This window comes from Sphingopyxis sp. 2PD (assembly GCF_005503695.1).
Taxonomy (GTDB): Bacteria; Pseudomonadota; Alphaproteobacteria; order Sphingomonadales; family Sphingomonadaceae; genus Sphingopyxis.
On the sequence record NZ_SCMU01000016.1, the window covers coordinates 16,399 to 31,228 of the forward strand.

General features: G+C 64.9%; 13 protein-coding genes. 9 read left to right on the plus strand and 4 right to left on the minus strand.

The window, feature by feature from the left end:
• The first annotated feature begins 35 nt into the window (after positions 1-35).
• A complete protein-coding gene (locus FFS18_RS11745) occupies positions 36-1,721 on the plus strand; it encodes an ATP-binding response regulator (RefSeq protein WP_137870985.1) in 1,686 nt (561 codons plus the stop codon).
• A 122-nt stretch (positions 1,722-1,843) separates the two neighbouring features.
• On the opposite strand, the gene FFS18_RS11750 is transcribed toward FFS18_RS11745, so the two are convergent.
• The gene (locus FFS18_RS11750; protein ID WP_212743047.1) at positions 1,844-2,506 is read right to left on the minus strand and encodes a LuxR C-terminal-related transcriptional regulator; all 663 of its coding nucleotides are present in this window, start codon (positions 2,504-2,506) and stop codon (positions 1,844-1,846) included.
• A 391-nt stretch (positions 2,507-2,897) separates the two neighbouring features.
• Between FFS18_RS11750 and FFS18_RS11755 the strand changes: the two genes are divergently transcribed.
• Together FFS18_RS11755 and FFS18_RS11760 are read left to right on the plus strand one after the other, a co-directional pair.
• Positions 2,898-3,545 (plus strand): ankyrin repeat domain-containing protein, encoded by a 648-nt coding sequence (locus FFS18_RS11755; RefSeq protein WP_171005299.1) that lies wholly within the window; start codon positions 2,898-2,900, stop codon positions 3,543-3,545.
• Positions 3,542-4,633 carry a hypothetical protein gene (locus FFS18_RS11760; protein WP_137870987.1) on the plus strand — a complete coding sequence of 364 codons (1,092 nt, stop codon included), beginning with the start codon at positions 3,542-3,544 and terminating at the stop codon, positions 4,631-4,633. Before FFS18_RS11755 ends, FFS18_RS11760 begins: the two co-directional genes overlap by 4 nt.
• A gap of 243 nt (positions 4,634-4,876) precedes the next feature.
• On the opposite strand, the gene FFS18_RS11765 is transcribed toward FFS18_RS11760, so the two are convergent.
• Entirely contained in the window at positions 4,877-5,320 is a 444-nt protein-coding gene (locus FFS18_RS11765) for a helix-turn-helix transcriptional regulator (protein ID WP_137870988.1), read from the minus strand.
• 144 nt (positions 5,321-5,464) lie between these two features.
• Here FFS18_RS11765 and FFS18_RS17620 point away from each other — a divergent pair, with 144 nt between their 5' ends.
• The 3 genes from FFS18_RS17620 (at position 5,465) to FFS18_RS11780 (ending at position 8,694) form a co-directional block, all read left to right on the plus strand.
• Complete coding sequence (locus tag FFS18_RS17620) at positions 5,465-6,562, plus strand: sensor histidine kinase (RefSeq protein ID WP_197715637.1); 1,098 nt, start codon at positions 5,465-5,467, stop codon at positions 6,560-6,562.
• Positions 6,550-7,341 carry a LytR/AlgR family response regulator transcription factor gene (locus FFS18_RS11775; RefSeq protein ID WP_212743048.1) on the plus strand — a complete coding sequence of 264 codons (792 nt, stop codon included), beginning with the start codon at positions 6,550-6,552 and terminating at the stop codon, positions 7,339-7,341. Before FFS18_RS17620 ends, FFS18_RS11775 begins: the two co-directional genes overlap by 13 nt.
• Before the next feature lie 123 nt (positions 7,342-7,464).
• On the plus strand, positions 7,465-8,694 hold the full coding sequence (locus tag FFS18_RS11780; protein ID WP_137870989.1) for an NAD(P)/FAD-dependent oxidoreductase: 1,230 nt from the start codon (positions 7,465-7,467) through the stop codon (positions 8,692-8,694).
• Between the two features lie 134 nt (positions 8,695-8,828).
• On the opposite strand, the gene FFS18_RS11785 is transcribed toward FFS18_RS11780, so the two are convergent.
• A complete protein-coding gene (locus tag FFS18_RS11785; protein WP_120216936.1) occupies positions 8,829-9,464 on the minus strand; it encodes a DUF4126 domain-containing protein in 636 nt (211 codons plus the stop codon).
• A gap of 102 nt (positions 9,465-9,566) precedes the next feature.
• On the opposite strand from FFS18_RS11785, the gene FFS18_RS11790 reads away from it, so the two are divergent.
• A complete protein-coding gene (locus FFS18_RS11790; RefSeq protein WP_120216935.1) occupies positions 9,567-10,364 on the plus strand; it encodes an NUDIX hydrolase in 798 nt (265 codons plus the stop codon).
• A gap of 172 nt (positions 10,365-10,536) precedes the next feature.
• Positions 10,537-10,764, plus strand: coding sequence for a hypothetical protein (locus tag FFS18_RS11795; protein ID WP_120216933.1), 228 nt, complete (start codon positions 10,537-10,539; stop codon positions 10,762-10,764).
• A gap of 139 nt (positions 10,765-10,903) precedes the next feature.
• On the opposite strand, the gene FFS18_RS11800 is transcribed toward FFS18_RS11795, so the two are convergent.
• Positions 10,904-11,761 (minus strand): carbon-nitrogen hydrolase family protein, encoded by an 858-nt coding sequence (locus tag FFS18_RS11800; protein WP_137870990.1) that lies wholly within the window; start codon positions 11,759-11,761, stop codon positions 10,904-10,906.
• Between the two features lie 135 nt (positions 11,762-11,896).
• On the opposite strand from FFS18_RS11800, the gene FFS18_RS11805 reads away from it, so the two are divergent.
• Entirely contained in the window at positions 11,897-14,785 is a 2,889-nt protein-coding gene (locus FFS18_RS11805; protein WP_249340384.1) for a M16 family metallopeptidase, read from the plus strand.
• Positions 14,786-14,830: the final 45 nt, after the last annotated feature.

Consider the following 14,830-nt stretch of genomic DNA (forward strand, 5'->3'; position numbering starts at 1 on the left):
ATCGCTTGGCGACTAAATCCAGAGACGGGTCGTAGATGCGATACGGGCAAATCGCCGCCGACATGGGTGCAGGTGTGCGGGGGCTGTTCCAGCGCGCGAACAGCACGCCGCTAGAAGACGCGCTGGAAGGTAAACAGTCGTGGATCCGCCTCGCGCTGCTGGTGCTGATTTCGACCTACGCCACCGTCGCCAGCATCATCGTGTCGCCCGATCACCGGGTCGAGCCTTGGGCGGTCGCCGTGCTGGGCTATTTCGCGTGCTACACGCCGCTCGCGATCGGCCTGCTCTACGTCATCCGGCGCTATCCCGGCCATTATCCGGCACGCCGTCTGTTCTCGATGGCCAATGACTATGCCGGACTCGGGTTCGCGATCATCGTCGGGTGCCAGGTGATGCTGCCGATGTATGCGATGATCATGTGGGTCACGGTCGGCAACGGGCTGCGTTTTGGGTCACGCTACATGATCGTGGCGGCGGTCATGGCGCAGATCACGCTCGCGATCATCACGATGCTGACCCCCTATTGGCAGGCCAATCCGCCGCTGGTCGTCACGTTGTCGCTGACCACGCTGATCGTCCCACTGTATATCCGGACCCTTCAGCGCAGCACCGAACAGGCGCGCCGCGACGCCGAGGAGGCCAACGCCGCCAAGTCGCGGTTCCTGGCACAGGCCAGCCATGATTTGCGCCAACCCGTGCATGCGATCGGGTTGTTCCTCAACAGCCTGACGCAGACCGGGCTGGCCCCCGAACAACGCGGCATTGTCGATCGCATCGACCGCTCGCTGCAGGGCGTCGCCGAACTGTTCCGATCGCTGCTCGACATCTCGACCCTCGACAGCGGCGCCGTGACGCCGACGCTCGAGCCGGTTGCGATCCGCCAGCTGTTCCGGCTGCTCGAGCAACAGAATCAGGCGAGCGCCGAATGGGCGGGCGTCGATCTGCGCTTCGTGCCGTCCGACCAGGTCGTTCTGGCTGACAAGACGCTGTTGCTGACGATGCTGCAAAATCTGGTATCGAACGCGATCAAATATGCGCCGCGCAGTCCGGTGCTGATCGGCTGCCGACGCCGCGGCGCTGCCATGTCGATCTGGGTCATCGACCGCGGCCCCGGCGTGGCGGCGGAACATCTGCCGCGGCTGTTTGACGAATTTTACCAGATCCGCAAACTCGGCGGTGCCGACACCCAAGGGGTCGGCTTGGGACTTTCGATTGTTCGGCGGCTAGGTGCGTTAATGGGGCTTGCTGCGGAAATTCATTCGCGGCCCGGCTATGGTACGGCGGTGGCGATCCACGGGCTGACACCAACGTCCGTCGCGGTGCGCGAGACGGGCGGCGATAGCGGCTATGCGGCGCCGCTGCACGATTTGCGCGTCCTGCTGGTCGAGGACGATGTCGACGTGCTCGATGCCACCGCGCATCTGCTCCGTTCTTGGGGCGCGGTCGTGACGGCCTGGTCGACCGTCCCGCCGCAGGCTCAGCCGTGCGACCTGATCGTCACCGATTTCGATATCGGCGGCGGGCTGACCGGTGCCGATTGCATCGCGCTGCACCGGCACCAAATGCCGCGGCCGATGGCGATCGTGATGACGGGGCATGACGAAATGGCGATCGAAGAGATCATCGCCGACACCGCGGTGCTGATCCTCAAAAAACCGGTGCAACCCGCCGCGTTGCGGTCGGCGATCGCAGCGTTACGCCGCCGTGGTGCGCAGGGTTAGAGTCTGCCCTGTTCAAGCTGATCCGTAGCCCTGAGCTTGTCGAAGGGCGCTTATCGGCGCGAAGAGCCCTTCGACAGGCTCAGGGCTACGGTGATATGATTCAGCCTGAGCAGGGCAGAACTCTAGTGCAGCCCGAGCGCGCTGGCCTTGGCTGCGGCCTCGCTCCGCGTTTGGGCACCCAATATTCGTAGCAGCGCCGACACATGGATGCGCACGGTGAACGGCGATATGTCGAGCTGGCGTCCGATTTCCTTGTTGGTTTTGCCCATGGCCAGTTGCGTCAAAACATCGCGCTGGCGGGGTGTGAATTCCTGGATGCGGCGCGGCCATGCGGGCTGCGGAACGATGGAGGCGGTCGTGGGAACCAGCACCAGCGTGTCGCCGCCGCACACCGCCTTGATCGCCGACAGCATCGTCTCGGACGGCATCGCTTTGCCGATGAACGCGTCGGCGCCCTGCTGCATCACCCGCGCGATCGTTTCGGTGTCGTCGGTCATCGAAATGATGATCAGCGACGATGTGGGAAACTGGCCGCGCAGCGTGGCGATCGTCGTCTGCGGATCCATGCCGGGAAACAACAGGTCGAGGATGAACAGCGTCGGCGCTGCGCCGCCACTGACCAGTGCCAGCATTTCATCGACGCTGCCCGCTTCGACGATCTCGGCATGCGGAAACGCGCCGCCGACCAGGCGGCACATCCCGTCGCGAAAAATGGGGTGGTCGTCGGCAACCAATATTCGTTCGGCGGTTGGCATCTGCATCGGGCGCTGAAACTCCGCTGCCATCACGATCACGGCGGCAGTGGCGGCTTGGTCGCGCAATGCGGGAGCGGATGCCAGCCCGATTAGGTACCGGTTCGCCTTTTTTGGTGCAAAAGGAAGGGGCCTGCATTGCTGCAAGCCCCTTCGCCACCAAGCGACCCTTTGGCGGACTTGAGCCTCTGGTGCCGCCGCGCTTGCAAATGCAAAAAATGCCAACAGAAATGCGCAATAGCGGGACAACAAGCCGATGCGCCAAATAGCCGCCAACGGCGGCGCGCTGCAACCGATGCGATGGGCTAGCACGTCAAGGCGGCGCGGGCGGGTTGCGAAGGCAAAACGGCGTACCAGTGCATCGTTCGATGTTGTCTTTGGCAGGCCAAAGGCGCTTGTCGGTGGGATGGCGATTTTGAACAGGATGGCCGCGAAACCAGCGCGCGCTGCGCTCGAATGCTGCGCTTTCCTGATTGCCGCGTCGGCGACCGATCGCGCCCCCGCCGATCCGCCGACCGTCGCGATCGCCAGCGAGCAGGATGAGCGAAGCGTCGCGACGTGGATCGCTGCAGGATCGAACCTCGAAGGATTGCGCGTGCTGCTCGATGCCGGGCGCGATCCACTGCGCCCAGATCGCGACGGCGATACCGCAGTTCACGCTGCCGCGATGGCCCGCGATCCCGCCTATCTGGAATTGCTTCTCGCGCGCGGACTGAGTCCCAATGTCCGCAATGCGCGCAGCCAGCGCACTCCGATCATGTCGGCCATGATGGCAGATCGCGACCGGCAGTTCGCCATGCTGATCGCCGCAGGCGCCGATCTCGTTCAGGCCGATGCCATGGGCAACACGCCGCTGCACGTCGCGGCGCAGATCAACCAGCCGCATTATGTGTTGGCGCTGCTGCGCGCGGGCGGTCCCCCCGCAGCGCGAAATGCGCAGGGACAGACGTTCCAGCGCTACCTGTTCATGACCCCGGGCCATTTGCTGACCGAAGAAAACTGGCGGGCGCGGCGCGCGGTCGCGGACTGGCTGCGGCGAAGCGGTATCGTGTTGGAGGTGCAGGTGCCATGATCGGAAAACTGGGCCTGTCGTGTCTCGTCATGCTCGGCCTGCTGTTCACCGCGTCCGCGCACGCGACACTGCCGCCGCCGACCCCGCCCGAATATGGCGCCTATGGCCCGCGGGTCGTTTGCGAAGGCGACCTGTCGATCGCGGTGCGCGAGGACGAGGCGGTGCATCTGGTCGGCCCGATTTTTCGGATCATCGGCGATGATCATCTGATCGCCGCCACCCCGATGCTGATGCCGCCCTCGGCGCTCTCGCTGTTCAATGGGCCGGTCAGGCACGGGATTTTCGCGACCGGCGGTCTGCCGAACAATCCTGCGATCGCCTTTCGCTATTCGGGCGACTTGCCGCCTGCCGCGGCGTCCTATGCGATTTTCGCGCGCGATGGCTTCGGCAAAGACGCGGTGCGTTATGCGATCGAGACGCGCGTCGGCGCGGCATCATCCGCCGACATGCTGCCGATGCTGATCGTCGCGTCGCCTTCGTTCGACGGGACCGACGCCGACAAGGCGATTCTGGCGCGATTTCAGATGGGTGCCGCTGCCGTTCCCGACTGCGTTCGGCCCGCGGACCTCGGCGCAGGCAAGGCCGATTATCGTGCAGCAGGTTTTGAACGATCGTTCGACAACCCCTATTACGCCGGGCTGTACCCCGCGCAGCCCGATGTCGGGCCGGGCTATCATTGCCTGGGGGGCATCGGTTTTGCGGTTGCGGCGGGGGAGCAATTGCGCCGCCCCTGGAAGTCGCAGCGCGCCGGGCAATCCTATCTGATCAGCGGCGGCGTGACATTGACAATATGGGGGCCGGTCGCGCCGATGCGGCCGATCGATCCCGACGATCGCGTCGAGCACCCCGCGGGGCAATTGCACCGCAGCGCGCTCACCTTTTACCCCAGCCGCGGTGTCGGGCCGCCTAATGCGGCGCCGGGGGTGCGCGAAGACGGCAGCTGGCTGGTCGAGCTGGGTCAGGACAGGAATAGCAGGCTGCAAATCCGCTTTCCGGCGGGCGACAAGGCGGCGCTGGGGTTTTCGCTGATCGAGCGGCTGGAATTTGTCGCCGACGATGACCCGCGATGCGGAATTTCGCCGCGCTGATGCGAGCAGCGCGAAGGCGCCTCATGTACCGGTTCACGCGGTCGATTGGGTTCGCGGTTGCCCTCCGCTAGGGTGTGGACGTCGATAAATTTCCACGGGATTGCATCGATGCAGGGGCTGAAATTTCATCATCTTGCGCTCGGGCGAGCGCCGGATCCGGGCGATCATGGCCGACGTTCAGGCGCGCGCAGCCTATGCCGCCGCGCCGTCGGTGCGGTTCGTCACGGCCAAGCCCGCTGGCGGCTACGCGGCCAGGGTGTTGGGATATGTCGGCGCGGTACGCTCGGGTGTCAGCGACCGCCGCATCGCCCGGCGGCAGGGATAACCCAGAATGCGCAGGATGTTGGAAACATGGTTGCGCACCGTGAAATGCGACAGCCCGAGCTTGCGGCCAATTTCCTTGTTCGACAGGCCGCGGAGCAGATAGTCCAGAATCTCGCGCTGGCGATCGGTGAGCGGGGAGGGCGGTGCCATGGGGCCGGGCGTCGTCGCCCTCGCGTCGCGATCGACGTAGAGCTGCGACAGGTTGATGATGTCCGAGTCGGGAAGCGCGGACTTTATCCTCGAAATGATGTCGTCGCCGCAGTGCCGCGATATGGTGACCAGCACGATGGTACGGTCTTCGGGGGCGAAGCTATCCGTCGCCGACATCGGCGCGGGATAGACTGACGGATTGATAGGTTTCATGGCGCAGCGATGCTATCGCAGTGTCGGCGAACGATGAGGGGGGAAACCGGCGATTGGCTTATTGGGGGCAATGAACGGGTGGGGTTTTCTACCAATGGCTTGTCGGCGACGACCAGCGTTAAGAGGCAAAAGGCGGAATCGTCGATGACACCGCCCGAAATTGCGCGCCCGCACGCCGGATCGTCGCTCGCCGCGGGGCAGGAGCGCCGGGCGATTACCGCGACGACGGTGAAGCTTGCGGCGCTTTTCTGGTTCTGCGTGTTCGTCACCGACAGCTTCTTGTGGGGTCTGGCGGGCGTCGATCCGATCAAATCGGCGCTCGGCAAATTGATCACCAACAGCTTTGGCGTCGCGCTGACATTGATCGTCACGGCGCTGCTGTTCCGGCTGCACCGCGTGTCGATTTTTGCCAAAGTGGCCATCGCCTTCACCTTTTCGATTCTGGCGGCGGCGATCCTCAGCGGGATCGATATTCTGGTTTATATCGCGTTCGTGCGACCCGCCACTTGGGCGTTTGACCAAGTGGTGTTCGGACATACGATGATCTCTGCCACCGGCATGTTTTTCGGCTGGTCGTGCCTGTATGTTGCGCTCCTTTACAGCTTCGAGGTCCGCGACCGCGAACGGAGCCTTGCCCTGGCGCGCGAAGAGGCGCTGTCGGCGCAAATGCGCGCGCTGCGATACCAGATTAATCCGCATTTCCTCTTCAACACGCTCAATTCGGCCATGGGGCTGGTCGAGGAGGGCGCGACGGCGCGCGCGCAGCGCATGATGATGTCGCTGTCGACCTTTCTGCGCCAGACGCTCGAGCTCGATCCGCTGAAGGATGTGACGCTTGCCGCCGAACTCGAATTGCAGGAAGATTATCTCGAGATCGAACGTGAACGCTTTCCCGACCGCATGCGCTTCACGATCGACGTAGAGGAGGCGGCGTTGAAGGCGCTGGTCCCGAACCTGTTGCTCCAGCCGCTGGTCGAAAATGCGGTAAAGCACGGGATCGAACCATGCACGGGCGAAGTCGGCATCCGGATCACCGCGTGGCGCGATGGCGACCAGCTGTGCATCCGGGTCGAAAACGACCTTTGCTCGATCGATGAGGGCTCGCCGCGACCGGGGAGCCGGATCGGGCTGCGCAACGTCGCCGAACGGCTCGCGGCGCGCTTCGGGACGCGCAGTTCTTTCGAAACCAGATTGACCCCGGCGCTGTTTCGCGCCGAGATCAAGCTGCCATGGTCGGTCTGATGCGGGAATTTGCGATCCTGGTCGTCGATGACGAACCTTTGGCGCGCCGCCGCGTGGTGCGGCTGGCGCAGCAACTGCCGTGGGTCGGCGACGTCGCGCAGGCGGGCAATGTCGCGCAGGCGGCCGAGTGGCTGGCCAGTGCCCCGTGTCACATCATCCTGCTCGATATCCGGATGCCTGGGGGCAGCGGCTTCGACCTGCTCCGCCATTTGCCCGACCCGGCTCCGGCGGTGATCTTTGTGACCGCGTTCAGCGATCAGGCACTGCGCGCCTTCGATGCGCAGGCGGTCGACTATGTCACCAAGCCGATCGAGGCGGGACGATTCCAGACCGCAATGGAGCGCGCCCGCATGGCGGTCGAGCAAAAACAAAGCGCCGACCGCATCCGCGAACTGGAAGAGGTCGTCGCGACGCTGCGCGCGGCAGAGCCTGAAACGCGCAATCATCTGGGCGAATTATGGGTTCGCGCGGGCGGCGAATATGTCCGGATCAAGCCCGAGAGCATCTCGCACATCAGTGCCGAACGCGACTATGTCCGTGTGCATGTCGACGGCAACAGCTATTTATACAACGAAAATCTGGCAACGCTTGAGCGGCTATTGCCGGCCTTCCAGTTTCAGCGCATCCACCGCAGCACGATGGTGCGTATCGACGCGGTCGATCGCGTCAAGGCCGGGCAGTTTCACTCGCTGATCGCGGTGCTGAACGATGGCACCGAATTGCGCGTCGGCCGCACCTATACCGCGGCGATCCGGGCTCGGCTCGCGCGCCGCGGCTGACGCGGCCGTCGGTTCCCAGCCTCCGCAGCGCGAAGTTTTTCTTGCCCGCGTCGCAGGGCGAACCGCCTTGTTTCCGTTACGTCGCCGTGCAAGGGACGCGCTTGAAAAGCGGGAGAGCGAGCGATGCATTTTGACGTGGTGATTGTCGGGGCTGGCCATGGCGGAGCGCAGGTCGCGATCATGCTGCGTACCCAGAAATTCACCGGCAGCATCGCGATCATCGGCGACGAGCCCGAGCTTCCCTATGAACGCCCGCCGCTGTCGAAAGAGTATTTCGCGGGCGAGAAGGAATTCGAGCGCATCCAGTTGCGCCCCGCCAAATATTGGGACGAGCGCGAGGTGACGATGCTGCTCGGCAAGCGCGTCGTCGCGGTCGATCCGGCAGCGCATACGGTTACCACCGATGGCGGCGAGACGATCGGCTATGGCAAGCTCGTCTGGGCGACCGGCGGATCGCCCCGGATGCTTCCCATCCCGGGCGGCGACCTGCCCGGCGTACAGGGCGTGCGGACCCGCGCCGACGCCGATGCGATGAAGGCCGCATCGGAAACCGCAAAACAGATCGTCGTGATCGGCGGCGGCTATATCGGGCTGGAAGCGGCGGCGGTGCTGCGCAAGGCGGGCAAGAAGGTCGTCCTCCTCGAAGCGCTCGATCGCGTGTTGGCGCGCGTCGCCGGGACCGAGCTGTCGCGCTTCTACGAGCGCGAACACCGCGATCATGGCGTCGACCTGCGGCTCGGGGTCGCGGTCGAGGCGATCGAGGGCACCGATCATGTAACCGGCGTGCGGCTGGCGGATGGCGAGGTCATCGCCGCCGATCTGGTCATTGTCGGTATCGGCATCATTCCCGCCGTCGAGCCGCTGATCGCCGCGGGGGCCGAGGGGGGCAACGGTGTGCTGGTCGATCGCCTGTGCAAGACCAGCCTGCCCGATATCTATGCCATCGGCGACTGCGCCGCGCATGAAAATGATTATGCCGAAGGCGTCGTGATCCGCCTGGAATCGGTTCAGAACGCCAATGACCAGGCGAATGTCGTCGCGAAGGGCATCGTCGGCGACGAAGCGCCCTATCACGCGATCCCGTGGTTCTGGTCGAACCAATATGACCTCAAGCTTCAGACCGCAGGGCTGTCGACCGGCCACGACCGCGCCGTGATGCGCGGCGACCCCGCGACGCGCAGCTTTTCGGTGATCTATCTGAAGGCGGGCAAGGTGATCGCGATCGACTGCGTCAACGCCACCAAGGATTATGTCCAGGGCCGGATGATCGTCACCGCGGGACTGGTGGCAAGTGCCGAGCAGCTCGCTGATACCGAAACGCCGCTCAAGCAATTGTTGCCGGGCGCCGCCTAAGGTTTGGCCCAGAGGTTCGTCCCGAATAGACGGCATTATTCGTCGCCGTAGCCCTGAGCTTGTCGAAGGGCGACTATCCGAGAAGCGCCCTTCGACGAGCGCAGGGCTACGGTTCAGTTTGGCCAGAGTTGTCCCTAGGAGGGCGGTCCCCCGTCGGTTCGCGGAGCCTCATCGCCGAGCGCGCGTTTCAGCGTCGCCTTGATGTTGCGGAGCAGGCGGCGCAGCGCGATGATCACGACGACCGCGGCGACTGCCATCACGACCGCGATCAGGATTGCGAGCGGGGGGAAGGCGATCGCCAGCGCGAGCAGGCCGCCGGTCGCGACATCCTCGCCGGTCGAGACCACGGCATTGCTGAAAGGTTCGGGGCTGGCGTTGACGACGGCGCGCGTCGTCGCCTTGGCGCCGTGGCTCAGCAAGGCGCCGCCGCCGCCGAGCAGAAAGGCGATCACCTGCCAGGTCGGATCGGACGCGTCGACGAGCGCAAGCGCAAGCAAGGCGCCGCCGAGCGGGCGGATCACGCTGTGAACCATGTCCCACATCGAATCCACCCACGCGATCTTGTCGGCCAGGAATTCGGCGAGCGTCCCGATCGCCGCGACCCCCAGCACCCACGGGTTCGCCAGCACCTGCAACGCCGCGAGATGTTCGGGCAGCGGCAGCCAGCCGAAATGCATCGCGGTGCCGGTGGCCAATATGGTCAGGTACAGCCGCCAACCGGCGAGCAGGCTCAGGCTGCCGGCGACGCCCAAAATCTCGACGATTCCCAATGCCCTGCTCCCCTTTGTCGGTCGGCGGACATCTTGCACCCGCATCGCGGTCGCCGCAATGCCGGGATGACAAGGGGCGATGGCCCGGTTATCGCTTGGTCGATGAGCAGCCCCGTCCCATCATCACCGACCTCGGAAAATTTGCCAGACGGCGCGATCCCCGCGGCCACGCTGGTCATCATGCGGCCGTCGGACGACGGCGGCCCCGACGAAATCCTGATGGTCAAGCGCTCGACGAACATGGCCTTTGCTGCCGGCGCGGTCGTTTTCCCCGGCGGGCGGGTCGATCCCGACGACTATCTGGTGGCGCGCCAGCACGCGCCCGATCTTGCCGAAGCCGACGGCGCGGCGCGGGTGGCGGCGCTGCGCGAAACGCTGGAGGAAACCGGGCTCGCGGTCGGCTGGCCAGGGCTGACGGACCGTGACGTTCCCGACGTGCGCCGCGCCTTGCTCGCCGGCACGCTGCTCTCGGACATGCTGGCGGCGCGCGGCGATCGAATCGCGTTGGATTCGTTGGTCCCCTTCGCGCGCTGGTGTCCGAACTTCAAGGAGGCGCGGACATTTGACACGCGATTCTATGCCGTTAGCGCGCCGCCGCACAGCCACGAACTGACGGTCGAGGAGGCCGAGCACAGCCATATTTTCTGGGCCACCGCGACGAACACGCTGGCGATGGCCGACAGCGGCGAGGTCTCGGTCATTTTTCCGACCCGTCGCAATCTCGAAAAATTGGCGCAGGAACCTGATTTTGCTCGATTTTCGGATCATGCGAGGCAGTTTCCGATCGATCTGGTAACCCCATGGATCGAGGATCGCGACGGACAGGCGTTTTTGTGCATTCCGGGGCATTTGGGATACCCGGTGACAAGCGAATCTTTCGAGCGTGTTCGCCGGGGCTAGTGACCTTTTTGCAACAAGTTTCTCTCTATTTAGCAATTTGGTAAGAATTGCCGGACTAGGGCAAATCGTCGTTGCATTTGCTGAACGCTGTGCCTAAGACGGCCTCGCAGATGAGTGTTGGGGATTTTCCCGGTGCGATTCGACAAGACTAATCCAGTGGACGGAGAATATAATGAACCTGCTCAAAAAGGCTGCGATCTCTCTCGCAGCGACCTCGATGATTGCAGCCCCGGTTGCGGCGTCGGCCGCTCCCGCAGCCCGTGCAGCTTCGGCCGTTGACGGCCAGAGCGAGCTCGAAGGCGGCACCAGCTGGATCATCGCTATCGTCGCGCTGGCTGCCATCATCGGCGGCATCATCATCGCGTCGGACAACAACGACGACTCGCCGACCAGCCCGTAATTTTCGGCTGATCGCTAAAGATACCGAAAGGCTCCGAGCTTCGCTCGGGGCCTTTTGTGCGTCTGTAGTAGATGTACTGGCGGCGCAGACGTTTGCCGACCCTGGCCGCATGGATCCCGAAAGCGCGATTGCGCATCGCCTATAATGTGATGCCGCGCATCTCCCGGGAACGGTCCAGGGGAATCGCTTGTCGGGCGCGGTCCGTCGCAGCGCTGTCGATCGGCGCCGAGACGATGCGATACCCCGCTTCACCCTCGACCGTGCCGCCATCTGCTAGCACCGCCCCCCACGGATCGACGATTAGGCTGTGGCCATATGTCGCGCGGCCATCGTCATGAAGCCCGCTTTGCGCCGCTGCCAGGATATGGCAGCCGGTTTCGATCGCCCGCGCCCGCATCAGCACATGCCAGTGCGCTTCGCCCGTCGACACCGTGAAGGCAGCGGGGATTGCGACCAGCGTCGCCCCCTGACCGACCAGCGCTCGGTAAAGTTCGGGAAACCGCAAATCATAACAGATGCTCAGGCCTAACCGGCCAAGCGGGGTATCGATAACCGCCAGTGTATCGCCCCCGGCATAGGCCGCCGATTCGGTCCAATTCTCACCCGATGGCAAGGTCACGTCGAACATATGGATCTTGTCATAGCGCGCGCGGATGCTGCCGTCGGCGGCGATCACATGGCTGCGGTTGACGCGCCGCTGTCCATCGTCGGCAAGCAGGGGCATCGACCCCGAATGGAGCCACAGCCCATGCTTCTGCGCCATGTCCTGCAGCGCGGTGGGCCAGGGGCTATCGGCCTCGCGGACGATATGCGCGCCCGAGCGTGCCCGATCGCGGTCGAGCAGCAGCGACATTTCGGGCAGGAAAGCCATCGCCGCGCCGCGCGACGCCGCATCGGCCATCGCGCGATCGATCGTCGCCAGGTTGCGCTGTGGGTCGGTACCGCTCGTCATCTGGATGAGCGCAGCGATCGGCGGGGATGGCGGTGAAGCAGTCATCGTCACTGGCTAGGCCACCGCCGCCGACAGGACAAGCGCCGCGACAGTTCAGTGGCCAGCAAGGTTGGAACGGGTTAAGATGGCGCAATGTCCTATGCCCCCGCACGCGCGTCGCTTCGTTTTTCTCGATCCTTTTTGTTTGTCGGCGTCGCTGCGCTGCTGCTGGCCCCGCTCGCAGCGAACGCACAGGGCAGCGCGGCGCTGACCATGGCGACCAGCCAGTCGGCCAACAGCGACTGGCTCTATGCGGGCAGCGACATCCCGCGCGACATCGCCTGGCAGTTCGGCGTTCTCCCCAATGGCGTGCGCTACGCAGTGCGCAACAATGGCGTGCCGCCCGGGCAAGTGTCGATCCGGGTGCGGATGGACGTCGGATCGATGTTCGAAACCGAACAGGAGCGCGGCTACGCGCATTTGCTCGAACATCTGACCTTTCGCGGTTCCGAACATATTCCCGACGGCGAAGCCAAACGTATCTGGCAGCGGTTCGGGGTGACCTTTGGCAGCGATTCCAACGCGCAAACGACGCCGACGCAGACCGTGTACCAACTAGACCTGCCCAGCGTGACGCCCGCCAATCTCGACGAAAGCATGAAATTGCTGTCAGGGATGATCCGCGAACCGCGAATCTCGGAACTCGCGGTCGCCGCCGAGCGCGGCGTGGTGATGTCCGAACTGCGCGAATCGGACGGCCCGCAAAAGCGGATTGCCGACGCGACCAACGCGCATCTGTTTGCGGGGCAGCTGCTCGGTGACCGCTCGCCGATCGGCACCACCGCATCGCTCGGCAAGGCGAGCGCGACGTCGGTCGCGGCGTTTCACAACCGCTGGTACCGCCCCGAACGTGCGGTGGTGGTCATCGTCGGCGATGCCGAGCCCGCCGAACTGGCGCGGCTCGTCGCCAAATATTATGGTGACTGGCGCGCGGAGGGACCGAACCCCGTCGATCCCGATTTCGGCAAGCCCGACCCGGCGGCGCCCACCGCGCGCGAGATTGTCGAGCCGAACCAGCCGCTCGCGCTGACACTGGCGATGGTGCGGCCGTGGCAGCGGCGCATCGATACGGTGGAGAACACCCGGCGCCTGTATCTGGAATTCATCGCCCAGGCGCTGGTCAACCGGCGGCTGGAAAACCGCGCGCGCAGCGGCGGCAGTTACCTGGTCGCCACCGTCGAACAGCAATATGTCAGCCGCAGCGCCGACGTCACCATGGCGTCGATCGTCCCCCTGAGCGACTGGAAAGCTGCGCTGGCCGACGTGCGCGGGGTGATCGCCGATGCCGTCACCAACCCGCCGTCGCAGGCCGACATCGACCGTGAAGCCAACGAAATCGAAGCGTTCCTGCAAAAGGAACTGGAAAATGCGCGCAACGAACCCGGCGCGCGGTTGGCCGATGACATGGTCCGCGCGGTCGACATTGCCGAAACGGTAACCAGCCCGCAGGGGCAGGTCGATATGTTCAAGGCGATCCGCGCCTCGGCGACGCCGCAGGTGATGCTCGACATCAGCAAGGCGATCTTTGCCGCGCCGGTCACCCGCGCGGTGCTGACCACCCCGACTGCGGCGGGGGGTGATGCTGCGGTGCTCGCGGCGCTGAAGGCGCCGGTCACCGCGCGCGACGACCGGCTGGCGGCGGTCCAGGCCGATTTCAAACAGCTGCCCGCGTTCGGGACGCCCGGCACGATCACCTCGACCACCAGCCTGCTCGGGCTGCGCGCCGAACGGATCGAATTCGCCAATGGCGTCACCGCGCTGGTATCGAATAACAAGGTCGAACCCGGCAAGGTGCGCGTCAACGTCCGCTTTGGTACCGGCAACCGCAGCGTCGCCGCCGACGCGCCGAACTTGCTGTGGACCGGCGATTATGCGCTGGTCGCCAGCGGCATCGGGCCGTGGGGCCAGAATGAGATCGACCAACTGACCAATGGCCGCCAGATCCAGCTGAATTTTGCAATCGATGACGATGCGTTCGAATTGTCGGCGGAAAGCAAGCCCGCCGACCTCGCCGACCAGATGCGGCTGATCGCGGGCAAGCTGGCGTTGCCGCGCTGGGATGCCGCGCCGGTCGAGCGTCTGCGCATCGGTTATCTCACCGGCTACGATCTTAACGACGCGACCCCCAATGCGGTGCTCGACCGCAATCTGCGCGGCTGGCTGACCGGCAATGACGCGCGCTGGGCGGCGCCCGACAAGGCTGCGATCGCGGCGCTGACCCCCGCCGCTTTCCGCGCCTTCTGGGAACCGCGGCTCGCCAGCGGCCCGATCGAGGTGCAGATTTTCGGCGATCTGGAAGCGGTCGATTATCGCCAGATTCTGGCGAATACGCTCGGTGCATTGCCGCCGCGAAAGATACTGGCACCCGCCGGCGGCCAGCGCGTCGATTTTGCCAAGCCCGCCAAAACCCCGGAGATCGCCTATCATCGCGGCGAACAGGGGCAGGCGGCGGCGATGACCGCCTGGCAGACCGGTGGCGGCCTTGCCAATCCGGGCGACGCGCGCGGGCTGGAGGTGCTCGCCGCGGTGTTTAACGATCGGCTGTTCGACCGGCTGCGCGCCGAACAGGGCGCGAGCTACGGCCCGGTGGTCGACAGCCATTGGCCGACGGGGTTCGACAGCGGCGGCTACCTGCTCGTCGGCAGCCTGCTTGCGCCCAAGGATCTGGACCGTTTTTATGGCATCGCGCGCGACATCGCCGCCGATCTGGTTGCCACGCCGGTCAGCGCCGACGAACTGACGCGTAACGCCGTCCCGATCCGCGAACAGGTCGCCCGCGCGTCGACCGGCAATGTCTATTGGATGTTCCTGCTCGAGGGCGCGACGCGCGATCCGCGGGTGACCGCCGCCGCACTGTCGATGCAGGACGATATTGCCGCGGTCACCCCCGCCGACGTCCAGCGGCTGGCGCGCCAATATCTGACCCCGCAGCGCCAATGGTCGCTGGCGATCCTGCCCAAGGGGATGACGCTGGCCGACGCATCGGCGCTGGGCGCGGCGACGGCAGCGCCATCGGCGGGTGGGCGTTAACATCGGACCCGTTCAAACGATCCGTAGCCCTGAGCTTGTCGAAGG